Raw genomic sequence first — 22,364 nt, forward strand, 5'->3', positions numbered from 1 at the left:
GTCTCTTGTGTCAAGGCTCACGTTCCGCCTATGTTGCATGCAATCGATCGAGGGAGGTTCGGATGGTCCGTGCCGTGGACCGTGTCTACACACGGCTGCGCGCCGACATCCTGGCCGGCGTCCACCCACCCGGGGCACGACTCGGCGAGGCCGAGCTGGCCGAGGCCACCGGCTCCAGCCGGACGCCCGTCCGGGAGGCGCTGCGGCGGCTGGAGGTCGAGGGCCTGGTGGAGGTCCTGCCGCACCGCGGCGCGCGGGTCCCGGACTGGACGCCGGAGGACCTGGAGGAGATCTACGACCTGCGGATGCTGCTGGAGAGCGCCGCCGCGGGTCGCGCCGCCACCCGCGTGACCGCCGCGGACCTGGACCGGATGGACGAGCTGTGCCGCCTGATGGAGGCGGCCGTCGAACCGGGCCCCGGCCAGGACCTGGACCGGGTCGCCGAGTTCAACGCCGAGTTCCACGACATCGTCCGCGCCGCCGCCTCCAGCGGCCGGCTCGTGTCCATGCTCAACGCGGTGGTGCAGCTCCCGCTCGTGATGCGGACCTTCCACCGCTACTCCCCCGCCGACCTCGCCCGCAGTTCCGCGCACCACCGGGAGTTGGCCGCCGCGCTGCGCGCCCGCGACGGGACGTGGGCCGAGTCGGTGATGCGGGCGCACGTGCTCGCCGCGAAGGCGGTGCTCCTGCGCGCCGCCCGCGCCCCGGACGACCGGGACGATCCGAGCAAGTGGAACGACCCGAGCAACCGGAACGACGACACGGAAACGAGGACCGGCTAGATGTCAACGCACGACGGCGCCGCGCCGGACACCAGGGGCCCGCTCGCCGACCTCCGCGTCGTGGAGATGGGGCAGCTGCTCGCCGGACCGTTCTGCGGCCAGCTGCTCGGCGACTTCGGCGCGGAAGTGATCAAGCTGGAGTCGCCCGGCGCCGGCGACCCGATGCGCCAGTGGGGGCGGGAGAAGCCGCACGGCAAGTCCCTGTGGTGGCCGGTGGTCGCCCGCAACAAGAAGTCGGTGACCTGCGACCTGCGCACCCCCGAGGGCCAGGACCTCGCCCGGCGGATCATCGAGCGCGCCGACATCGTGGTCGAGAACTTCCGGCCCGGCACGCTGGAGCGCTGGGGCATGGACTTCGACCGGCTCCGCGAGACGAACCACGGCCTGGTCCTGGTGCGCGTGTCCGGGTTCGGGCAGACCGGCCCCTACGCCCCCCGCGCCGGGTACGGGTCGATCGGCGAGGCGATGGGCGGCATCCGCTACGTGACCGGCGATCCCGGCGGCGCGCCCGCCCGCGCCGGGATCTCGCTGGGCGACTCGCTGGCGGCGGTGTTCGCCACGATCGGCGCGCTCGTCGCCGTCCACCACCGGAACGTCACCGGACGCGGCCAGGTCGTCGACTCGGCCATCTACGAGGCGGTGCTGGCGATGATGGAGTCGCTGCTGCCCGAGTGGGCGGTCGCCGGGTACCAGCGCGAGCGGACCGGATCCGTGCTGCCCAACGTCTCGCCCAGCAACGTCTACCCGACCGCGTCGGGCGAGATGATCCTGATCGCCGCCAACCAGGACACCGTGTTCGGCCGGCTCGCCAGGACGATGGGCAGGCCCGAACTGAGCGCCGACCCCCGGTACGCCGGGCACGCCGACCGGGGCCGGAACATGGCCGAGCTCGACGAGATCATCTCGGCCTGGTCGGCCCGGATCGAGACGGAGGACCTGCTGGAGCGGCTGCACGCCGGCGGCGTCCCGGCCGGCCGCATCTACACCGCCAAGGACATGTTCGACGATCCCCACTTCGCCGCCCGCGAGGCGATCGTGCGCCTCGTCCACCCGGACTTCGGCGAGCTCCCGATGCACAACGCGTTCCCCAGGCTCAGCGAGACCCCGGGGGCGGTCCGCCGGCCCGGCCCCGGGCTCGGCGAGCACAACCGGGAGGTCTACGGCGGCCTCCTGGACCTACCAGAAGACGAGATCGCCGCGCTGTCGGAGCGCGGCGTCATCTGAGCACAGCACCGGGAGAGCAGATGGGTTATCGACTGGGCGTCGACGTGGGCGGCACGTTCACCGACGTGCTGCTGGTCGACGAGCGGACCGGCGTCAGCCACCGCGCCAAGACGGCGTCCACTCCGGCCGACCAGTCGGAGGGCGTGCTCAACGGCATCCGCAAGGTGTGCCGGGACGCCGGGATCGAGATGCACGAGGTGGCGCACGTCCTGCACGGCACCACCGTGGCGACCAACGCGATCCTCCAGGGCCGGGGCGCGCGGGTCGGGCTGGTGACCACCGAGGGGTTCCGGCAGGTCCTGCAGATCGGCCGGTCGTTCGTCCCCGGCGGCCTCGCCGGCTGGATCATCTGGCCGAAGCCCGAGCCGCTGGCCCGGCTGGAGCACACCGTGGAGATCCCTGGCCGGATCGCCGCCGACGGCACGGTCGTCGCCCCGCTGGACGAGGACCGCGCGCGTGCGGAGCTGCGGCGGCTCGGCGGGGCCGGCATCGAGGCGCTGACGGTCTCGCTGATCAACTCCTACGCGAACGACGCGCACGAGCGGCGGGTGGCCGAACTGGCCGCCGAGGAGCTGCCCGGGGTGCCGGTGTCGCTGTCCAGCCATGTCCTGCCGGAGATGCGGGAGTACGAGCGCACCGTCACCACCGTGGCGAACAGCTATGTGCAGCCCGAGGTGTCCCGCTACGTGGGCAACCTGGACCGGTCGCTGAGCGGCAGCGGGATCGACGCGCCGCTGTCGGTGCTGCGCAGCGACGGCGGGCTGACCAAGGCCGCCAAGGCGGCCGAGGACCCGGTGTCGCTGCTGCTGTCCGGCCCGGCCGGCGGGGTGACGGGGGCGGTCTGGTTCGCCGAGCAGGCCGGGTTCCCCGACTTCCTCACCTTCGACATGGGCGGCACGTCCACCGACGTGGCGCTGGTGCTCGGCGGGCGCCCCCGGATCGGCCGGGAGACCACCGTCGGCGACCTCACCGTCCGCGCCACCAGCGTGGACGTCCGCACGGTCGGCGCGGGCGGCGGCTCGATCGCGCACGTCCCGGAGCTGACCAGGGCGCTGCGGGTCGGCCCGCAGTCGGCGGGCGCCGACCCCGGCCCGGCCGCCTACGGGGCGGGCGGCACCGACCCGACCGTGACCGACGCCAACGTCGTGCTCGGCCACCTTCCGACGCGGCTCGCCGGCGGGGAGATCGCCCTGGACGCCGAGGCCGCCCGCAAGGCGATGCGCTCCGTCGCCGACGCGATGGGCCTGCCGAGCGTCGAGGCGGCGGCGGCCGGCGTGATCGACATCGTCAACGAGAACATGCTCGGCGCGCTCCGCCTGATCAGCGTCCGGCAGGGCTACGACCCCCGCGACTTCGCGCTGATGTCGTTCGGCGGCGCGGGCCCGCTGCACGCCAACGCGCTCGGCCGGCTGACCGGCTCCTGGCCGGTGATCGTGCCGCCGTCGCCGGGCGTCCTGTGCGCCTACGGGGACGCGACCACCTGCCCGCGCGACGAGAGCGCCCGCACGATGGTGCGCCGCTTCTCCACCCTCGACGACGACGAGCTGCGCGCCGCGCTCGCCGAACTGGCCGACGCCGCCGCCGGGCGGCTGGAGGCGGAGGGCGTGCCGCGCGAGAGCCAGACCGCGACGTACCAGATCGACCTGCGCTACCACGGGCAGGGCTTCGAGATCCCGGTCGAGCTGGACCGTGCCACTGTCGACGGCGACCTGCTGGCCGGCCTCGGCGCCGCGTTCGACGCCGAGCACGAGCGGCTGTTCTCCTTCCTGCTCGGCAACGAACGCGAGGTGATCAACCTGCGGGTCACGGTGAGCGGGCCGCGCCCGGAGGTCGCCTGGCGCGTGCTGCCGGAGGGGTCGGGCGACCCGTCCGCCGCGCTCGTCCGCGAGACCGAGGTGTGGATGGACGGCGCCACGACGTCCGCCCGCGTCTACGACCGTTCCCGGCTGCTCTCAGGGGACGTCGTGGCCGGACCGGCCGTGGTGGTCGAGATGGACTCCACCACCCTCGTGCTGGCCGGGCACGCCGCGACCGTGCACCCGAGCGGCAGCCTGCTGATCCGTCCGCTGAACGAGGAGGGCTGATGGCCGAGATCCTGCAGACCGCGACCGCGCCGGCCGGCCGCGTCGACGTCGACCCGGTGACCCTGGACATCATCGAGAACGCGCTGCGCAACGCCCGCCACGAGATGGACGAGGTGCTGTTCCGCACCGCGCTGTCCCCGGGCATCCGCGAGCAGCACGACGAGTTCCCGCTGATCGCCGGTCCGTCGGGGAAGATGGTCGTCGGCCAGTTCGGGCTCTCGGTGCCCGACTTCCTGGAGAACTTCGACGGGACGATCGGCGAGGGCGACATCCTGATGACGTCCGACCCGTACGCGTGCGGCGCGGCGATCAGCCACGCCAACGACTGGCTGCTGGTGGTGCCGATCTTCCACGAGGGCCGGCTGGTCGGCTGGTCCTCGATGTTCGGGCACATGTCGGACGTGGGCGGCAAGACGCCCAGCTCGATGCCCGCCGACGCCCGCACCATCTACGAGGAGGGCGTGGTCGTCCCGCCGTTCAAGCTGTACGAGGGCGGCCGGCTGAACGAGCCGGCGCTGCGCATCATCCTCAACCAGGTGCGCATGCCCGACTGGAACCGGGCCGACCTGAACGGCCTGGTCGCCGCGTGCACCACGGCCGCCCGGCGGGTCTCCGAACTGTGCGCCCGGTTCGGCGTCGAGACCTACCTGTCGGCGCTGGACGCCCTGCTCGACCGCAACTACCAGGCCATGAAGGTCCTGCTGGCCACCCTCTTCGAGGACGGCCGGACGCTGGAGTTCGCCGACTACATCTGCGACGACGGCTGCGGGTACGGCCCGTACGAACTGAAGATCTCACTCACCCGGACCGGCGAGAAGATCCATCTGGACTTCTCCCACGCGGCTCCGCAGGCCGTCGGGCCGGTCAACTACTTCATCAACGAGAACCTCGTCCGGATGTTCTTCGGGATCTACGTGATCACCGTCGCGGACCCGCAGATCCTCTGGAACGACGGCTTCTACCCGCTGATCGACGTGACGATCCCGGAGGACTCGTTCTGGAAGCCGCGCCACCCGGCCGCGCTGAACGCCCGCAACCACGGCATCGGCCGGGTGTTCGACCTGTTCGGCGGGCTGCTCGGCCAGACCAACCCGGAGATCCTCAACGCGGCCGGCTTCTCGTCCTCGCCGCACTTCATGTACTCGGGCCACTACGGCTCGGGGCCGCGCGAGGGCGAGTGGTTCCAGCTGTACTCGATCGGGTTCGGCGGTGTGCCGGGACGCCCCGTCGGGGACGGCCCGGACGGGCACTCGCTGTGGCCGTCGTTCGTCAACATCCCCTGCGAGTACCTGGAGTCGTACTACCCGCTGCGCGTCGAGCGGTGGGAGACGATCGCCGACTCCGGCGGCGCGGGCCTGCACCGGGGCGGCAACGGGGTCGACGTCGCGTACTGCTTCGAGGAGCCCGGCACGATCGCGATCCACGACGACCGCTGGCTCACCTACCCGTGGGGGGTGAACGGCGGACGTCCGGGCGAGCGGGGCCGCAAGTGGATCGAACGGGCGGACGGCACCCGGGAGGTGCTGCCCAGCAAGATCCACGACGTCGTGGTCGGGCCCGGGGACGTCCTGCACTTCGTGACCTGGGGCGGCGGCGGATGGGGCGACCCCCTCGCCCGTCCCGCCGAACTGGTCGCACTGGAGGTCCTGCGCGGCCTGGTCACCGCGGACGGCGCCCGCGCCGGCTACGGGGTCGTCTGCACCGCCGAGGGCGTCCTCGACGAGGAGGCCACCGACCTGCTGCGGGCGAGGATGGCCGAGGAGCGGACAGAGATCCCGGTCTTCGACATGGGCCCGCCGCTGGCGGAGATCCTCGCCCGCTGCGAGGAGGAGACGGGCCTTCCCGCGCCGCGCCCGCCGGTCGACGTCCGGTCCGCCGCCGCGCTGCGGGACCGCCGGTGAGCGACGACCTCGCCGCCGGCTACCGCGCCTCGGGATTCGGCCGCGGCCTCGGCTGCGGCCGGTCGCCGGCGGTGCTGGCCGTGGACCTCGTCCGCGCCTACCTGGTGGACGGGTCGCCGCTGCGCGCCCCGGTCGAGGAAGCGGTGGCCGCCGCCGCGACCCTCGTCGACGCGGGCCGGGCGGCCGGGCTGCCCGTGCTGTTCACGCGGGTGAAGTACCAGCCGGGCGGCGCGGACGGCGGCCTGTTCCGCCGCAAGATTCCCGCGCTCCGCGTATTCGAGGAAGGGAGCCCCCTCGGCGACTTCGCCGAGGGGGCGGCCCCTCGTGCCGGCGAGACCGTGGTCACCAAGCAGTACGCCAGCGCGTTCCACGGCACGTCCCTGGCGGCCACCCTGACCGCGTCCGGCATCGACACCGTGCTGGTCTGCGGGCTCACCACCAGCGGCTGCATCCGCGCCACCGCGACCGACGCGCTGCAGCACGGGTTCCGCCCGCTGGTGGTGGACGAGGCCTGCGGCGACCGGGACCGCCGCCTGCACGAGGCGAACCTGCTGGACCTGGGCGCCAAGTACGCCGACGTCCTGTCCCTCGACGAGGCGCTCACCACCGTGCGCGGGTCCTCATCGGGCCGTGGGGAAGGCCATTGAGGATGCCCCGTCGGCCACGACGGGGGCGGGCCACCGGGACGTGACGGCCTTGGCGCGCGTGTAGAAGCGCACCCCTTCGGCCCCGTGGACGTGGGTGTCACCGAACAGGGACGCCTTCCAGCCGCCGAAGGAGTAGAACGCCATCGGCACCGGGATGGGGACGTTCACCCCGATCATCCCGACGTGCACGGCCCGCTGGAACCGCCGCGCCGCCTCTCCGGACGAGGTGAAGATCGCCGTCCCGTTGCCGTAGGGGTTGGCGTTGATCAGCGCGATCGCCTCGTCGAGCGTCTCGGCGCGCAGCACCAGCAGGACCGGGCCGAAGATCTCCTCCTGGTAGGCCGCCATGCCGGTGGCGACGCCGTCGAGCAGGCAGGGGCCGACGAAGAACCCGGGGCCGGCCGCGCCGCGCCCGTCCACGACGAGCTTCGCGCCGGCCCGCTCGGCGTCCTCGACATGGCCGGTGACGCGCTGCCGCGCCGCTTCACTGATCACCGGCCCCATCTCGCTCGCCGGGTCGTCGCCCGGCCCGACCCTGATCGCGCGGGCCCGGGCGGCGAGCCGCTCGATCAGCGGGTCCGCGGCGGCCCCGACGGCGACCGCGACGGACACCGCCATGCAGCGCTGGCCCGCCGATCCGTACGCCGCCGCCGTGATCTGGTCCGCGGCCAGGTCGAGGTCGGCGTCGGGCAGGACCACCGCGTGGTTCTTCGCGCCGCCGAGGGCCTGCACCCGCTTCCCCGCGGAGCTCGCCGCCTCGTGGACGTGCCGCGCGACGGGCGTGGACCCGACGAACGACACCGCCGCCACGCCCGGGTGCGTGATCAGCGCGTCGGCGGTCTCGTGGTCGCCGTGCAGCACGTTGAACACCCCGTCCGGCAGCCCGGCCTGCGCGTACAGCTCGGCGACCAGATTGGACGCCGACGGCACGCGCTCGCTCGGCTTCAGCACGAACGTGTTGCCGCACGCGATGGCGATCGGGTGCATCCACAGCGGGACCATGACCGGGAAGTTGAACGGGACGACGCCCGCGCACACGCCGAGCGGCTGCCGGAACGAGAACGCGTCCACCCCCGACGACACCTGGTCGGAGTACTCGCCCTTGAGCACCTGCGCGATCCCGCAGGCGAACTCGACGACCTCCCGCCCCCGCACGACCTCTCCGCGCGCGTCGTCCAGGACCTTGCCGTGCTCGGCGGTGACCAGGCGGGCCAGCTCGTCCTCGTGCCGTTCCAGCAGGTCGCGCAGCGCGAACATGATCTGCGCCCGCCGGCTCAGCGACACCTCGGACCACGACTCGAACGCCCGCGCCGCGGCCCCCACCGCCAGGTCGACCTCGGCGCGCCGCCCGAGCACGACCTCGCCCGACTGCAGGCCGGTCGCCGGGTCGTGGACGGCGGCCGAGGTGCTCCCGCCCACCGGGACACCACCGATCCAGTGCTGGATAGAACGCATCAGGTTCCTTTCAGAGGTAACGGCGCTGAGTCTTCTTGCTGTCGTCGTAGTGGGCGCGTGCCCGCCGGGTGTCGTCCAGTTCGGAGACCTCGGCGACCGGGACGTCCCACCACGCCTCGCTGCCCGGGCCTGCGGCGAGGGGGTCGGTCTCCACGTGCACGACCGTCGTGCGGGGCGACGCGATCGCCTGGCGGAGCGCCTTCCTGAATCCGTCGGCGTCGTCGGCGCGGATGACGTCGGCGCCGAGGCTGGCGGCGTTGGCGGCGAGGTCGAGGGGGATGGGGTCGCCGTCCAGGCCGGTGGGGGTGCGCAGGCGGTGGCGGGTGCCGAAGCGCTGGGCGCCGACGGACTCCGACAGGTTGCCGATGGAGGCGTAGCCGTGGTTCTGCACCAGGACCACGACGAGTCTGATCCCTTCGGCGGCGGCGGTGGTGAGCTCCTGGGCCATCATCAGGTAGGAGCCGTCACCGACCAGGACGAACACCTCGCGGTCGGGTGCGGCCATCTTCACCCCGAGACCACCGGCGATCTCGTACCCCATGCAGGAGTAGCCGTACTCGACGTGGTAGCCCTTGGGGTCACGCGCCCGCCACAGCTTGTGCAGGTCACCGGGCATCGACCCGGCCGCGCACACCACCACGTCCCGCGGCCCGCTGACCTCGTTGACCGCCCCGATCACCTCGGCCTGGGTCAGCAACCCCCCGTCCCCGTCCTTGGGCGCGCAGGCCCGCTCGACCCTGGCGTTCCAGTCGGCCATCAGCGCCCGTGCACGCTCCCTGTAGCCCTGCGGGACGGTGTAGCCGGCCAGCGCCTCGTCCAGTGCCCGGATCGCTTCGCGGGCGTCGGCCACCACCGACAATCCCCCCAGCTTGACCGCGTCGGCGCGGGCGACGTTGATGTTGACGAACCTGACCGAAGGGTGAGCGAACAGACTGTGCGAGGCAGTGGTGAAATCGCTGTAACGCGTACCGATCCCGATCACCACATCAGCCTCACGCGCCAGCGCGTTGGCCGCCGTGGTCCCGGTCGCACCCACCGCCCCCACCGAACCCCGGTGATCCCACGCCAGCGAACCCTTGCCCGCCTGGGTCTCGGCGACCGGAACACCCGTCCGCTCGGCCAACGCCCCCAACTCCCCAGTGGCACCGGAGTAGATCACCCCGCCGCCCGCCACGATCAACGGACGCTCCGCCCCCCGCACGATCGCCGCCGCCTCCTCCAGCACCGCCGGCTCAGGCACCGCACGCCCCACCCGCCACACCCGCCGCGCGAACAACTCCTGCGGCCACTCGAACGCCTCGGCCTGCACATCCTGCGGCAGCGCCAACGTCACCGCCCCGGTCTCGGCCGGATCGGTCAACACCCGCATCGCCGCCAGCAACGCCCCCGGCAACTGCTCGGCCCGATTGATCCGATCCCAATACCTCGACACCGGCTTGAAGCAGTCGTTCACCGACACGTCATACGAGCGCGCATCCTCCAACTCCTGCAACACCGGATTCGCCGCACGCGTCGCGAACACATCACCCGGCAGCAACAACACCGGCAACCGATTGACAGTCGCCAGCGCCGCACCCGTCACCATGTTCGTCGCACCCGGCCCGATCGACGTCGTACACGCCAACGTCGACAACCGGTCACTCATCCGCGCGAACCCCGCCGCCGCATGCACCATCGCCTGCTCGTTACGCGCCATGTAATACGGCAGCTCACCACCATGCTCCAGCAGCGCCTGCCCCATCCCGGCCACATTGCCGTGCCCGAAAATCCCGAAACACCCCGCGAAGAACCGCCGCTCCACACCATCCCGCTCGCTGTACTGCACCGACAGGAAACGCACCAGCGCCTGACTCACCGTCAACCTCATGACCGCTCCTCCACACCGCGTGCCCGGGGCAGGGGCGGCCGCGAACCGACCGGCCGCCCTCCCCGGCTCTTCCGGATCCAGGCGTGCGCCGGGTCGTCGCAGATGCGCCACGCGCGCTCCGGCGAAGGCCCGGCCATCACGTTCACAGCAGTTCCACCGCGGCGTCGACGGCCGCGGCGACGTCGCCGTCCGGCGGATACAGCAGGGACCGGCCCACCACCAGACCCCGCACGGTCGGCAGCCGCAGCGCCCGCCGCCACCCCTCCCGCGCGGCCCCCTGATCGGCGGCCACCTCCCCGCCCAGCAGCAGCGCCGGCAGCGTCGACGCCGCCATCACCCGCTCCATGTCCGCCACCACCGGCACCTTCAACCACGTGTACGCCGACGTCGACCCCAACCCCGAAGCGATCGCCACCGCCCGCGTCATCGCCTCGGGCGACAGATCATTGCGCACCCGCCCGTCCACCCGCCGGGAGATGAACGGCTCCACCATCGCCATCAGCCCATGCTCGGCCAGCTCCGTCACCGCCCGAGCACACGCCTCCAACGTGCGCACAGTCGCCGGGTCGTCATCGTCCACCCGCACCAGCATCTTGCCGCCGTCCAACCCCGACGCCGCGATCGCATCCGCGCTGTAGGCCGTGAAGCGGTCATCGATCTCAAACGCCGACCCCACCAAGCCGCCCCGGTTCATCGAACCGATCACGACCTTGCCGTCCAGCACGCCCAGCAGCAGCAGATCCTCGATCACATCCGCCGTGCCCATCACGCCGTCCACGCCCGGCCGCTCCAAGGCGACGCACAACCGGTCCAGCAGCTCACCCCGGTCGCCCATCGCCAGTGGATCGCCACCGGCCGCCAGGGCGCCACGCGCCGGATGATCGGCGGCCAGCAGCATCAACCGCCCCGACTCCCCGACCAGCGAGTTCCGCCTGGTCCTGCGCTCCGCCGCCTCGGCGATCGCCTCCGGACGCATCACCCGCGCCTCGGTCAGCCCCGCGATCCGCTCCGCCCACGAACCGGCGGAGGTCACCGGCATGTCGAGGGTCATGCGACCACCCCTTCCGTCAGTGCCAGCACCTCGTCCGTCGTGGGCATCGCCGCGGAGCACGCCAGCCGGGACGCGACGATCGCGCCGGCGGCGTTGGCGAAATCCAGGACGCGCGGCAGGTCCCACCCGGACAGCAGCCCGTGGCAGAGGGCCCCGCCGAACGCGTCGCCCGCGCCGAGGCCGTTGACGACCTCGACCGGCACCGGCGGCGCCTCGGCGGTCCGGCCCTCGGCGTCGACGGCGAGGACGCCGTCCGGTCCGCGCTTGACGACGGCGAGCCGGACGCCCCGGTCCAGCAGCGCGCGGGCGGCCAGGAGGGGGTCGCTCTCCCCCACGGCCACCTCGCACTCGGCGATGTTGCCGACCGCGACGGTGGCGTGTTCGAGGGCCTCGCCGGCCCAGCGCCGCGCCTCGGCCCGCGACTCCCAGAACATGGGCCGGTAGTCGAGGTCAAGGACGGTGAGGGCAGCCGGGCGCCGGGCGCCGAGCGCGGCCAGCGTCGCCGTCCGGGACGGTTCGGCGCACAGCCCCGTCATCGTGGCCCACAGCACCCCGGCGCCCTCGATCGCGGACCGGTCCAGCTCGTCCGCGCGGATCTCCAGGTCGGGTGCCTTCGGGAAGCGGTAGAAGTACAGCGGGAAGTCGTCGGGCGGGAACAGCTCGCAGAAGGTCACCGGGGTCGGCAGGCCGGGGACGTCGGCGACGTACCGGTCGTCGACGCCGTACTCGGCGAGCGCCCGGCGGACGAAGTGGCCGAACGGGTCGGCGCCGGTCCGGGTGATCACGGCGCTCCGGCGGCCGTGCCGGGCGGCGGCGACCGCGACGTTGGTGGCGCTGCCGCCGAGGAACCGGGCGAACGTCTCGACCTCCTCGAGCCCGACACCGGAGGTGAGCGGGTAGAGGTCGATGCCGACGCGGCCCATGGTGATGACGTCGAAGGACGCGGCGCCGCTCATGAGCCGATCCCGGTGAGGTACTCGACGCAGGCCCGGACGTCGGCCAGCGGACCGGCGCCGGGGGCGGGTTCGCGGTCGAGGACGGTGTCCTGCTCCAGGACGTACCAGCCGTCGTACCCGGCGCCTTCGAGAGAGCCGACGATCGCGGCGATGTCGACGTCCCCCGCGCCGAGCGGGCGGTAGAGGCCCGCGCGGACGGCCTCGGTGTAGGGCGTCCGGCCGTGCTGGACGCTCTCGGCGAGTTCGGCGTCGACGTCCTTGAGGTGGACGTGCGCGATCCGCCCGGCGGCGCCCGCCGCCAGCTCGACCGGGTCGGTGCCGCCGATCAGCAGGTGGCCGGTGTCCAGGCACAGGGGCACGCCCGACCCGTCGAGGACGCGCCGCACCTCGTTGGATCGTTCCACCATGGTCCCTACGTGCGGGTGGAGCACGGCCCGGACGCCGGCCTCCGCGGCCAGCGAGGCGATCCGGTCGAGATTGGCCAGCAGCGCCGTCCACCCGGCGGCGCCGAGCGAGGGGCGCTCGTCGTAGCCCTCCAGCCCGTGCACGGCGGCCAGCACCAGCGTCAGTTCCGATTTGGAGCGTTCCACTTCATAGCCGGACAGGATCCGCCGGATCTCGGGCAGCGGGTCGCGGTCAGGGTCGTGCAGCACGACGGGCGCGAAGCCCCCCACCGCACGGAGTCCGTACTCGTCGAGCAGGGCGGCGCGCTCCTCGGCCCCGGGCGGCAGGAAGCCGTCCGGTCCGAACTCCGTGGCGGCCAGCCCGAGGTCGCGCATCTCCGCCAGCACCCGTCCGGGGTCCATCTGATGCCCCCAGCCGGGCACCTCGCACACCCCCCACGAGATCGGGGCTCCCGCGACGCGGTCGTTGAACATCGGCTCACCATCTCCCTGGGACGCGCCCGGCTGCGTGCTCGGTATCGGCCTCGCCGAGTCTGCTGAAAGCCGGGAAGGTATGTCAATACTTTGTTATGACATTATGAGGTAATAAGCTAACTGGTGGCGGCGGGTACGATCGTCCCGACGAGAGGAGGCGCCGGGTGTACCGACCGCGCGTGACCGTGGACCGCAGTAGCCCCGTCCCGCTGTACTACCAGCTCGCGCAGCAGCTGGAGGCGGCGATACGGGAGGGCGAGCTGTCCCCGGGCACCCGTCTGGAGAACGAGGTCGAGCTGGCCGAGCGGTGCGGGCTGTCGCGCCCGACCGTCCGGCAGGCGATCCAGCACCTGGTGGACCGGGGACTGCTGGTGCGCAAGCGCGGCGTCGGCACGCAGGTGGTCCAGTCGGAGATCCGCCGCCCGATCGAGCTGACCAGTCTGCACGACGACCTCGCGGCGGCGGGGCGCGAGCCGCGCACCGAGGTCCTGGAGCTCGGGCCCGTCCCCGCCGAGGACCAGGTGGCCAAGGAGCTCGGCGTCACGCCCGGCGCCGAGGTCACCAGGATGCGCCGCATCCGGTTCACCGGCGACGAGCCGCTCGCCCTGCTCACCAACTACCTGCCGCCCGACCTGCTCAGGATCACCGAGGCCGACCTCGCCGAGCACGGCCTGTACGAGCTGCTGCGCGCGACCGGCGTCAACCTGCGCATCGCGAACCAGACGATCGGCGCCCGCGGCGCGACGGCGGCCGAGGCCCGGCTGCTGGACGAGCGGCGCGGCGTCCCGCTGCTGACCATGACCCGCACCGCCTACGACGACAAGGGCGGAGCGATCGAGTACGGCTGCCACGTCTACCGCGCCGACCGGTACTCCTTCGCCCTGACCCTCGTCGAGCGCTAGCCGGCCCGCCCGGGGCCGAGGGCGAACGTCCGGGGAAATCCTCGTGATCGATTAGAGCGCTCTATTGAATTAGAGCGCTCTAATGCTTACGGTTCAGGCATCCCCCACGCATCAGGAGGAACCCGATGCAGTTGCGACCCACCCCCCAGGGCGTCCGCCTGGCGGCCGCGGCGACGACCGCGCTCGCCGCGGCCTTCCTGGCCGCGGCCCCCGCGGCCGCCGACGGCGATGAGCTCGCCCAGGTCCGCGCCGCGCTGGAGACGCCCGCGAACCTCGACGACGACGCGGGCGGCAACGCCAACGCCGACGACCCGGCGATCTGGAGCCATCCCGGCGACCGCCGCGGCGACCTGATCGTCGCCACGCTCAAACAGGGCGGGCTCGCGGTGTACGACACCGCAGGCCGGGAGATCCAGCGGCTCGCCGCCCCCGCCCCGCCCCGCCCCGGCGACGAGCCCGGACGGTTCAACAACGTCGACCTGATCTACGGTTTCCAACTCGGCCGCCGCAAGGTCGACCTGGCCGTCGTGTCCGACCGCGGCCGCGACACCGTCCGCACCTACGCGATCGACCCGGCGAAGGCCGAGGCCCACCGCACCCCGCTCATCGACGTCACCGACCCCGCGGCCCCGCCCGTCTTCTCGTCCTCGCTCGACGAGATCAACGAGCAGGCGACGGCGTACGGGCTGGCGTCCTGGAAGGACATCCGCGGCACCTCCTACGTCGCGCTCAGCCGCCGGCACACCTCCCGGGTCGGCACCGTCCGGCTGGAGGCCACCGCCACGGGCACCGTCACCTACCGGCACGTCCGCGACGTCGATCTGCCCACCTCGTTCGCGCTGCCGGGCGGCGGCACCTGGACGCCGTGCGAGGATCCCGGCGAGGGGCCGCAGGTCGAGGGCATGGTCGCCGACCCCGAGAACGGGGTGCTCTTCGCGGCCCAGGAGGACGTCGGCATCTGGCGCATCCCACTGGGCGGCGGCGCGCCGCAGCTCATCGACAAGGTCAAGGAGTACGGCGTCCCCGCCGCCTACGACCCCGAGACCGAGGAGTGCGCCCCGAGCGGACCCGACCCCGGCGTCGGAGGCACGCACATCACCGCCGACGCCGAGGGCCTGTCCCTCTACCGGCAGGACGACGGCGAGGGGTACCTGCTCGCCTCCAGCCAGGGTGACGACACCTTCGTCGTCTACGACCGCGAGGACCCGCGCCAGTACCTCGGCCACTTCCGCGTCGCCGCCGGCACGACGGTCGACGGCTCGGAGGTCTGCGACGGGGCGATGGTGACCAGCGCCCCCGTCGGCGGATTCGAGAACGGCCTCCTCGTCGTCCACGACGGCGTCAACACCCCCACCGTCACGGACGGCAACGGCGAGGTCCGGGAGAACACCAACTTCAAGCTGGTCGACTGGGAGGATGTGGCGGACCCGCTCGACCTGGACGTCACGCCCGGCGACTGGGACCCGCGCGACTAGCGACGACAGCACGGACCGCACCGACGCGAGTCGCCGCCATGCCCCCATGGCGGCGACTCGCCGTACCCGGGAGAACACCGCATGACCCACCCGACCCTGGAGGACGTGGCCGCGCGTGCCGGAGTGTCGCGCGCGCTCGTGTCGCTGGTGATGCGCGGCTCCCCCAAGGTCGGCAAGGAGCGCCGCGAGGCGGTGCTCCGGGCGGCCCGGGAGCTCGGCTACCGGCCCAACATGATGGCGCGGGGCCTCGCGGCCGGCCGGACGGGCATGATCGGCGTGCTCCTCTCCGACCTCCACGACCCCTGGTCCGGCGCGGTCTACGACGGGCTCGCCGACGAGGCCGCCCGGCGCGGCGTCCGGCTCCTGCTGGCCACCGGGCGCGGCGGCCCGGCGCGCGAGCGGATCGCCCTGGACGACCTGCTCGACCTGCGCCCGGACGGTGTCGTCCTGGCCGGGCCGAGGCTGGCCGCCGCCGACATCGAGCGCGCCGCCGCCGGTTGCGCCGTGTCCGTGGTCGGGCGCTCCGTGCGCTCCGACCGCGTCGACTGCGTGACCGGCGACGGGGCCGCGGCCGTCGAGCGGGCGCTCGGGCACCTGGCGGACCTCGGCCACCACCGCGTCGCCTGCCTCGACCTCGGTCCCCGCCCCTCGCCCCTGCGCCGCGCGTGCCCGCCCGGCGCCGTCGCCGCCCATCCGGACGAGCTGTGGCGGCGGCCCGAGCCACCGACGGCCGTCCTCGCGCTCGGCGACGCGACGGGCACCGCCGCGCTCACCGCGCTGCTGCGCGCCGGGAGGCGCGTGCCGGACGACGTGTCGCTGATCGTCCACGGCGATCCGCCGGGGGCGCGGGCCGCGGGGCTGACGACGATCGCCTCGCCGCCCGCGGAGATGGGCCGCGAGGCCGCGGCGCTCCTGCTGGACCGGATCGGGGACGGCGCGCCGGCGGCGACCCGGCGCGTCATCGTCCCGCCCGTCCTCGATGAGCGCGGCACCACCCGGTAGCCCGGCCCCGGATGCTCGAAGGCGTGCCATCCCGGCTCCGGCCGATCGCGCGGCACGCCCTTCTGCCATGCCCGCGGCACGCGGATCCGTCGTGCCGCGCCCTCGCGCGTCGCTTCTGGCCGGACGCGGCCGGTCGGAGCCGAGCCGCGCCTCGCCGTTCCCGCAGCTCCGCCGCCCCGCGGCCGGCGCGAACAAGACTCCAGTCCAAGTAAGAACGTCAAGATGTAAGAACAAAGTCTTGACTGCAGTTCCGGCTCGGGCTACAAATGTGGCCCAAGCCACACGAAGATGACGAGCAGATGAACAACCGGTGTCCGCCGCCGGTCCATCAGATGAACTCGCCATCCGATCGGACAGCCATGGGAGGCACCATGCGGGTCGGACTGCTGGGCGCGGGGCGGATCGGGGCGTCGCACGCCCGGTTCCTGGGCGGCCATCCCCACGTCGACACCCTGCTGATCGGAGACGCCGACGTCCGCCGCGCCGCGGCGCTGGCGGGCCCGATCGGCGCCCGCGCCGGGGACCCGGAGACCGTGCTCACCGCCGGGCTCGACGCCGTCGTCATCGCCACGCCGACGTCCACGCACGCCGAGCTGCTCGTCCGCGCCTGCGACGCGGGAGTCCCCGCGTTCTGCGAGAAGCCGGTCGCGCCCGACCTGCGCACGACGCTGGAGGTCCGCGACCGCGCCGCCAAGACGGGAGTGCCCGTGCACGTGGGCTTCCAGCGCCGGTTCGACGCCGGCTACGCGGCGGCGCGGCAGGCCGTGCTCGACGGGCGCCTGGGAGCCCTCCACCGCGTCCACCTGGTCACCGCCGACCCGGCGCCGCCACCGGCCGAGTACGTCCGCTCGTCGGGCGGGATCTTCCGCGACTGCCACATCCACGACTTCGACATCCTGCGGTGGGTCACCGGGCGGGAGGTCGACTCGGTCACCGCCGTCGGCGCCAACCGCGGCGACGCCTACTTCTCCGCCGCCGGGGACGTGGACACCAGCGCCGCCGTCCTGGCCATGGACGACGGGACGCTCGCCACGCTGCAGGGCTCGCGGTACAACGGCGCCGGATACGACGTGCGCATGGAGCTGTCGGGCACCGCCGGCACCTGGGTGGTCGGGCTCGACGAGCGCGCCCCGCTCCGGTCGGCCGAGCCCGGCGTGGACTGGCCTCCCGGCGACCCGTGGACCGACTTCCAGGAGCGCTTCGAACCCGCGTACGCGAACGAAATTGGAACGTTCCTGGAAATGGCCAGGGGCCGCGCGGGCAGCCCCTGCACGATCGACGACGCGCTGGAGGCGTTCCTCGTCGCCGAGGCCGCCGCGCTCTCGCTGCGCGAGGGCCGCCGCGTCCCGCTCGCGGAGATCCGATGATCTGGGCGGTGGCGTTCGGCACGGTCGCGCTCGCCTTCGTCTGGGTGACCGGCGTCAACGACGGCGCGGCCCTGCTCGGGCTCAGCGGGCGCTACCCCCGCTCACCCAGACTGCTGCTGACCGCGCTGGTGCTCGTGCCCCTCGTCCTCGTCCCGCAGGTGACGGTCACGGTCGCGCGGACGTTCACCGAGGGCCTCACCGACCTCGGCGACCGGCGGGGCGCGCTCGCCTTCCTGCTCGGCGTGACCGTCGCGCTCGCCGTCGTCGCCGGGCTCACCCGGCGCGGCCTGCCCACCAGTCTCACCCTGGCGATCGTCGGCGGCATCGGCGGCGCCGGGCTCGGCATGGGCCTGGACGTGGCCTGGGACGGGCTCGGCCTCGTCCTGATCGCCGGCGCCGCCGCCCCGCTGGTCGGCACGTCCGTCGGGTTCGGGCTCGGGCTCGCGTCGCGGCGCGTGCCGTCCTTCACCGGCATGCCCGGAGCCGTCCGGACCGCCCACGTCCTGGCCTACACCGCCCAGTGCGCCGCCTACGCCGCCAACGACGGGCAGAAGATGCTCGCCGTCGTCAGCGTGGCGCGGCATGTGGTGTCCACGCGGCGCCTCGGCGGGGTCGGCCCCGTCCAGCCGACCCCGGTGGTGCTCATCGCGATCGCCGTCGTCTTCTGCGCCGGTGCGCTGAGCGCCGCCCATCGGGTGGGCGACCGGCTGGGGCGCGGGCTCGTGCTGGCCAGGCCGCTGCACGTGGTGTCCACGGAAGCGGCGGCCGCCGCGTCGGTCGCGGCCAGCTCGCTCGCGGGCGCGCCGGTCAGCATGACGCAGTCGGTCACCGCCGGGGTGGTCGGCGTCGCCGCGAGCGAGGGCGCCTCCCGGGTGCGCTGGCAGAACGTCGTCGGCATCGGCGCCGCGTGGCTGTTCACACTGCCGCTCGCCTTCACCGCGGGAACGCTCGGCGGCGTCGCGGTGAGGGCGCTGTGAGCGCCGCCGTCCGGCCCGTCCGCCGCATCCGGCTCGTGTGGGACGACCTGCGCGGCCGTTCCGGAGACCGGGTCGTCGGGCAGGTCGCCCGGCAGATCCGCGCCGTCCGTGACGGCGCCGAGCTGGCCCGGGAGATGGCGGCCGGGCGGGTCCCCTCCGGCGAGGCCCGTACCCGGATGGCCGAGATCGAGCACGCGGGGGACGCCGAGCGCGCGGCGCTCGCCGCGATGCTGCACGGAGTCCTCGCCACCCCCATCGACCGGGAGGACCTGTACCGGCTCTCCCGCTCCGTCGACGACGTCCTGGACAACCTCCGCGACTTCGTCCGCGAGGCCGACATGTTCGGGCCGCCCGGACTCGGCTTCGCCGTCCCACCGCTGGACGCGGTCCTGGAGGGGCTGACCTCCCTCGACACCGCCGTCCGGAAGGTCCTCGCCGAGCCCGCCGCGGTCACCGTCGCGGCGCTCGGCGCGCGCAAGGCGGGCAACCGCGTCCGGGAGACCCGGCAGGCGGCGCTGACCCGGCTGTTCGCCGGCCCGCTGGACATCGACGTCCTGCGCAGGCGGGAGCTGCTCGACCGCCTGGACGCGGTGGGGCGGCGGCTCGGCGAGGCGGCCGACGCGCTCTCGGACGCGATGCTCAAACGCAGTCACTGATCGAACCATGAAGCCGCAGGTCGGGGCTGCGGGCACAGCGCAAGGAGAGAACCCACCATGATCCGCACCATGATGAGAGGGCGCCGGGCACAGGCCGGGGCCGCCGTCGCCGCCGCCCTCGCCACCGCGGCGCTGAGCGCGTGCGCGCCGTCCAGCGAGGGGCAGGCGGGGGCCGACCGGCCCCTCCCCGCCGTGACCGTGGAGGACGCGGCGTCCTTCGACCTGAACGCGCTGATCGCCGCCGCCAGGAAGGAGGGGAGCGTCCTCGCCTACGACGGCAGCGGCGACGTCAAGGACATGGCCGCCGCGTTCGAGAAGAAGTACGGCATCAAGGCCGAGGGCGAGAAGTCCAAGGCCGCCGCGACCGCGGAGAAGATGACGCGCGAGGCCCAGGCCGGCAACGTCACCATCGACGTCAGCCTGTTCGAGGACGGCCCGATGCTCGTCGGCCAGCTCCTCCCCCAGAAGATCGTCACGACGTGGATCCCGCCGGACCTCGCCAAGACCATCGGCGAGAAGAACCGGAACCCGCTCATGATGCTCTCGAAGGCGTACGTGTTCGCCTACAACCCCAGGCTCAACCCCGCCGGATGCCCGGTGAAGAACGTCTGGGACCTGACCGACCCCCAGTGGAAGGGCAAGGTCATGATGCAGGACCCGCTGGGCAAGGAGGTCTTCACCCAGTGGTTCACCCAACTGTCGGAGCGGAGCCCCGACAAGCTCGCGGCCGCCTACGAGCAGCTCGGCAAGGGCAAGCTCAAGACCGGGGAGAAGGACGCCGCCTACGAGTGGGTGAAGCGGCTCGCGAAGAACGACCCGGTGCTGACCACCGAGGACGAGGACGTCGCGACCGCCGTCGGCGCCCCCAACCAGACCCGGACGACGATCGGGCTGTTCTCGATCGCCAAGTTCCGCGACCTGGAGGGCAAGGGCTTCAACATGAAGGTCTGCGAGGGCCTGAGCCCCTGGACCGGCTTCGCCTACCCCAAGTTCGCGACGATCGCGGCGAAGTCCAAGCACCCCAACGCCGCCAAGCTGTTCGTCCACTTCGCGATGTCGAAGGAGGGCTTCGACCTTGAGGCCCACTCAGGCGGCGTGTCCGGCAACGACGCGGTCGGGGTGAGCCCGCACAACCCGCCCGGCCTCACCGACTGGAACACCCAGCTGTACTGGTTCTCCTCCGACAAGCTGCTCGCCGACTTCCGCAACCGCCAGGACATCAAGGACTTCTGGCGCGTCAACCACTCCTGAGCACTGCCCGACTCCCGGCGGGCCGCACGAGCGGCCCGCCGGGCTCCACCCCGGAGGAAGAACCCATGGCGGTCGCCGCCTCCGCACGGCCCGTGTCACGCGGCCGGCGCGTGCTGTACCGGATCCGCGTCCTGCTGCGTGACCCCACCGTGCTGCTCGGCCTCGTGCTGAGCGCCGCGCTCCTCTACCTCGTCATCGCCCCGCTCGTCTCGGTCGTCTCGGACGCCGGCCGCGTCCAGTACGGCGACGAGGCCCGCTCCGGCCAGGGCGCGGGCTCGTGGACGAGCTACTACCTGTGGCGGGTGTTCCGCTCCCCGGTCAGCAGGCTGCTGTTCTGGGAACCGCTCCTGCACACCCTCACGGTGGCGGTCGGCGTGATCGCGTTCGCACTCGTCGTCGGCGGGTCGATGGCGTGGCTCGTGACCCGCACGAACGTCCCGGGCCGCACGTTCCTGGCCGGCGCGCTGGTCGTGCCGTACATGCTGCCGTCCTGGACGTTCGCGCTGGCGTGGCTGTCGCTGTTCAAGAACGAGAGGTCCGGCGGGCAGGTCGGCTATCTGCAGGGGGCCGGGATCCACACCCCCGACTGGCTCGCCTACGGGCCGGTGCCGATCATCGTGACGCTCGGCCTGCACTACTACCCGTTCGTGCTGCTGCTGTTCGGCAACGCGCTGCGCCGCATCGACTCGCAACTGGAGGACTCGGCGCGCATCCTCGGCGCCGGCGGCCGGACGGTCCTGCGCCGCATCACGCTGCCGCTGATGCTGCCGGCGCTGTCGTCGGCGGTGCTGCTCGTCCTCGGACGCGTCCTCGGCACGTTCGGCACCCCCTACATCCTCGGGCTGCCGAGCGACTACAACGTCCTGTCCACGAGCCTGTTCCACGCGATCCGCGACCGCAGCACCGGCGTCGCCTCGACGATCGCCGGCGTGATCGTGCTGGTCGGGGTGCTCGTCGTCGTCGTCGACACCCGGCTGGTGAGGGAGCAGCGCCGATTCGTCACGGTCGGCGGGAAGGGCGCCATGGACCGGCGCGGCGACCTGCGCCGCTGGCGGTGGCCCGCGTTCGGGCTGGCGATGGCGGTGTTCGCCGCGAGCGTCGTCATCCCGGTGCTGACGCTGCTGCTGTCCACGATCACCAAGACGCCCGGCGTGTTCAGCCCCGGCAACTTCACCCTGAAGTACTGGTTCGGATCCGACATCAAGGGCGCGGTCGGGTTCCCGCACGGCGTGCTGCGCGGAGGCGAGCTGTGGGAGGCGGCCTGGAACAGCGTGCGGATCGTCGGGCTGGCCTCGCTGGTCTGCGGCTTCGTCGGGCTCCTCGTCGGCTACGTGGTGGTGCGCGGCGCCGGGAGCCGCGTCTCGGCGTTCCTGCGGCAGGTGTCGTTCCTGCCCTACCTGGTGCCCGGCATCGCGTTCGCCGCCGCGTGCCTGTCGCTGTTCGCCGTCCGGCGCGGCCCCGTGCCCGCCCTCTACGGGACGATCACGCTGCTGGTCCTGGTGATGGTGGTGACGCACCTGCCGTACTCGTCCCGGTCGGGGATCTCGGCGATGATGCAGCTCGGCCGGGAGCCGGAGGAGGCCGCGCAGATCAGCGGGGCGCGCTGGCCGACCCGGATGGTCCGCATCATCATCCCGATCCAGCGGGGCGCGCTCGTCACCGGCGTGGTCCTGCCGTTCATCTCCGGGCTGAAGGAGCTCAGCATCGTCATCATGCTGACCACGTCCGGGACGCAACTGCTCACCACCCTGTCCATCGGGCTCGTCGACTACGGCTACACCCAGCTCGCCAACGGCGTCGTGCTCGTCATCGCCCTGCTCTCGTTCACCATGACCTACCTGGCCCAGCGGCTCACCAAGAGCAGCCTGGCCTCGGGCATCGGAGGTTGA

The 22,364-nt window shown here is 73.0% G+C and carries 18 protein-coding genes; 13 read left to right on the top strand and 5 right to left on the bottom strand.

The window, feature by feature from the left end; genetic code table 11:
* The first annotated feature begins 62 nt into the window (after nt 1-62).
* From BJ999_RS24470 to BJ999_RS24490, 5 genes are read left to right on the top strand one after another with little or no spacing between them, the layout of a single operon-like run.
* Nucleotides 63-782, top strand: a complete 720-nt coding sequence (locus tag BJ999_RS24470; RefSeq protein WP_179835455.1) for a GntR family transcriptional regulator — start codon at nt 63-65, stop codon at nt 780-782.
* Nucleotides 783-2,006 carry a CaiB/BaiF CoA transferase family protein gene (locus BJ999_RS24475; protein ID WP_179835456.1) on the top strand — a complete coding sequence of 408 codons (1,224 nt, stop codon included), beginning with the start codon at nt 783-785 and terminating at the stop codon, nt 2,004-2,006.
* Nucleotides 2,007-2,026: 20 nt separating this feature from the next.
* On the top strand, nt 2,027-4,090 hold the full coding sequence (locus BJ999_RS24480) for a hydantoinase/oxoprolinase family protein (protein WP_179835457.1): 2,064 nt from the start codon (nt 2,027-2,029) through the stop codon (nt 4,088-4,090).
* Nucleotides 4,090-5,991 (top strand): hydantoinase B/oxoprolinase family protein, encoded by a 1,902-nt coding sequence (locus BJ999_RS24485; RefSeq protein WP_179835458.1) that lies wholly within the window; start codon nt 4,090-4,092, stop codon nt 5,989-5,991. Before BJ999_RS24480 ends, BJ999_RS24485 begins: the two co-directional genes overlap by 1 nt.
* A complete protein-coding gene (locus tag BJ999_RS24490; RefSeq protein WP_179835459.1) occupies nt 5,988-6,638 on the top strand; it encodes an isochorismatase family protein in 651 nt (216 codons plus the stop codon). Before BJ999_RS24485 ends, BJ999_RS24490 begins: the two co-directional genes overlap by 4 nt.
* Here the strand turns inward: BJ999_RS24490 and BJ999_RS24495 are convergent.
* The 5 genes from BJ999_RS24495 to BJ999_RS24515 form a co-directional block, all read right to left on the bottom strand.
* Nucleotides 6,612-8,096, bottom strand: a complete 1,485-nt coding sequence (locus BJ999_RS24495; RefSeq protein WP_373292922.1) for a CoA-acylating methylmalonate-semialdehyde dehydrogenase — start codon at nt 8,094-8,096, stop codon at nt 6,612-6,614. The two genes, BJ999_RS24490 and BJ999_RS24495, sit on opposite strands and share 27 nt — an antisense overlap.
* Nucleotides 8,097-8,103: 7 nt before the next feature.
* Nucleotides 8,104-9,960, bottom strand: a complete 1,857-nt coding sequence (gene iolD / locus BJ999_RS24500; protein ID WP_179835461.1) for a 3D-(3,5/4)-trihydroxycyclohexane-1,2-dione acylhydrolase (decyclizing) — start codon at nt 9,958-9,960, stop codon at nt 8,104-8,106.
* 142 nt (nt 9,961-10,102) lie between these two features.
* Nucleotides 10,103-10,999, bottom strand: coding sequence for a Cgl0159 family (beta/alpha)8-fold protein (locus tag BJ999_RS24505; RefSeq protein WP_218936076.1), 897 nt, complete (start codon nt 10,997-10,999; stop codon nt 10,103-10,105).
* A gap of 8 nt (nt 11,000-11,007) precedes the next feature.
* On the bottom strand, nt 11,008-11,967 hold the full coding sequence (gene iolC, locus BJ999_RS24510; protein ID WP_179835462.1) for a 5-dehydro-2-deoxygluconokinase: 960 nt from the start codon (nt 11,965-11,967) through the stop codon (nt 11,008-11,010).
* A complete protein-coding gene (locus tag BJ999_RS24515; RefSeq protein WP_179835463.1) occupies nt 11,964-12,845 on the bottom strand; it encodes a TIM barrel protein in 882 nt (293 codons plus the stop codon). Before BJ999_RS24515 ends, iolC begins: the two co-directional genes overlap by 4 nt.
* Nucleotides 12,846-13,009: 164 nt before the next feature.
* Between BJ999_RS24515 and BJ999_RS24520 the strand changes: the two genes are divergently transcribed.
* The 8 genes from BJ999_RS24520 to BJ999_RS24555 all read left to right on the top strand — a co-directional run bounded on the left by BJ999_RS24520 (nt 13,010) and on the right by BJ999_RS24555 (nt 22,364).
* Nucleotides 13,010-13,747, top strand: coding sequence for a GntR family transcriptional regulator (locus tag BJ999_RS24520; RefSeq protein WP_229810377.1), 738 nt, complete (start codon nt 13,010-13,012; stop codon nt 13,745-13,747).
* Between the two features lie 125 nt (nt 13,748-13,872).
* Nucleotides 13,873-15,222, top strand: coding sequence for a phytase (locus BJ999_RS24525; protein WP_179835464.1), 1,350 nt, complete (start codon nt 13,873-13,875; stop codon nt 15,220-15,222).
* 81 nt (nt 15,223-15,303) lie between these two features.
* Nucleotides 15,304-16,224, top strand: a complete 921-nt coding sequence (locus BJ999_RS24530; protein ID WP_179835465.1) for a LacI family DNA-binding transcriptional regulator — start codon at nt 15,304-15,306, stop codon at nt 16,222-16,224.
* 371 nt (nt 16,225-16,595) lie between these two features.
* On the top strand, nt 16,596-17,591 hold the full coding sequence (locus BJ999_RS24535) for a Gfo/Idh/MocA family protein (RefSeq protein WP_179835466.1): 996 nt from the start codon (nt 16,596-16,598) through the stop codon (nt 17,589-17,591).
* On the top strand, nt 17,588-18,568 hold the full coding sequence (locus tag BJ999_RS24540; protein ID WP_179835467.1) for an inorganic phosphate transporter: 981 nt from the start codon (nt 17,588-17,590) through the stop codon (nt 18,566-18,568). Before BJ999_RS24535 ends, BJ999_RS24540 begins: the two co-directional genes overlap by 4 nt.
* Entirely contained in the window at nt 18,565-19,224 is a 660-nt protein-coding gene (locus tag BJ999_RS24545; protein ID WP_218935204.1) for a DUF47 domain-containing protein, read from the top strand. The genes BJ999_RS24540 and BJ999_RS24545 overlap by 4 nt, the downstream gene beginning before the upstream one ends.
* A 57-nt stretch (nt 19,225-19,281) precedes the next feature.
* On the top strand, nt 19,282-20,475 hold the full coding sequence (locus BJ999_RS24550; protein ID WP_179835468.1) for an ABC transporter substrate-binding protein: 1,194 nt from the start codon (nt 19,282-19,284) through the stop codon (nt 20,473-20,475).
* A 65-nt stretch (nt 20,476-20,540) separates the two neighbouring features.
* Nucleotides 20,541-22,364: an ABC transporter permease gene (locus BJ999_RS24555; protein WP_179835469.1), complete on the top strand. Its 1,824-nt coding sequence runs from the start codon at nt 20,541-20,543 to the stop codon at nt 22,362-22,364.

Origin of the sequence: Actinomadura citrea (assembly GCF_013409045.1) — a bacterium.
In the GTDB taxonomy this organism is placed as follows: Bacteria; Actinomycetota; Actinomycetes; order Streptosporangiales; family Streptosporangiaceae; genus Spirillospora; species Spirillospora citrea.

Bases quoted from the DNA above. Each gene is read 5' to 3' on its own strand.
- BJ999_RS24470 (WP_179835455.1), top strand. From the start codon at position 63: ATGGTCCGTGCCGTGGACCGTGTCTACACACGGCTGCGCGCCGACATC.
- BJ999_RS24475 (WP_179835456.1), top strand. From the start codon at position 783: ATGTCAACGCACGACGGCGCCGCGCCGGACACCAGGGGCCCGCTCGCC.
- BJ999_RS24480 (WP_179835457.1), top strand. From the start codon at position 2,027: ATGGGTTATCGACTGGGCGTCGACGTGGGCGGCACGTTCACCGACGTG.
- BJ999_RS24485 (WP_179835458.1), top strand. From the start codon at position 4,090: ATGGCCGAGATCCTGCAGACCGCGACCGCGCCGGCCGGCCGCGTCGAC.
- iolD (WP_179835461.1), bottom strand. From the start codon at position 9,960: ATGAGGTTGACGGTGAGTCAGGCGCTGGTGCGTTTCCTGTCGGTGCAG.
- BJ999_RS24505 (WP_218936076.1), bottom strand. From the start codon at position 10,999: ATGCCGGTGACCTCCGCCGGTTCGTGGGCGGAGCGGATCGCGGGGCTG.
- iolC (WP_179835462.1), bottom strand. From the start codon at position 11,967: ATGAGCGGCGCCGCGTCCTTCGACGTCATCACCATGGGCCGCGTCGGC.
- BJ999_RS24515 (WP_179835463.1), bottom strand. From the start codon at position 12,845: ATGTTCAACGACCGCGTCGCGGGAGCCCCGATCTCGTGGGGGGTGTGC.
- BJ999_RS24525 (WP_179835464.1), top strand. From the start codon at position 13,873: ATGCAGTTGCGACCCACCCCCCAGGGCGTCCGCCTGGCGGCCGCGGCG.
- BJ999_RS24530 (WP_179835465.1), top strand. From the start codon at position 15,304: ATGACCCACCCGACCCTGGAGGACGTGGCCGCGCGTGCCGGAGTGTCG.
- BJ999_RS24535 (WP_179835466.1), top strand. From the start codon at position 16,596: ATGCGGGTCGGACTGCTGGGCGCGGGGCGGATCGGGGCGTCGCACGCC.
- BJ999_RS24540 (WP_179835467.1), top strand. From the start codon at position 17,588: ATGATCTGGGCGGTGGCGTTCGGCACGGTCGCGCTCGCCTTCGTCTGG.
- BJ999_RS24550 (WP_179835468.1), top strand. From the start codon at position 19,282: ATGATCCGCACCATGATGAGAGGGCGCCGGGCACAGGCCGGGGCCGCC.
- BJ999_RS24555 (WP_179835469.1), top strand. From the start codon at position 20,541: ATGGCGGTCGCCGCCTCCGCACGGCCCGTGTCACGCGGCCGGCGCGTG.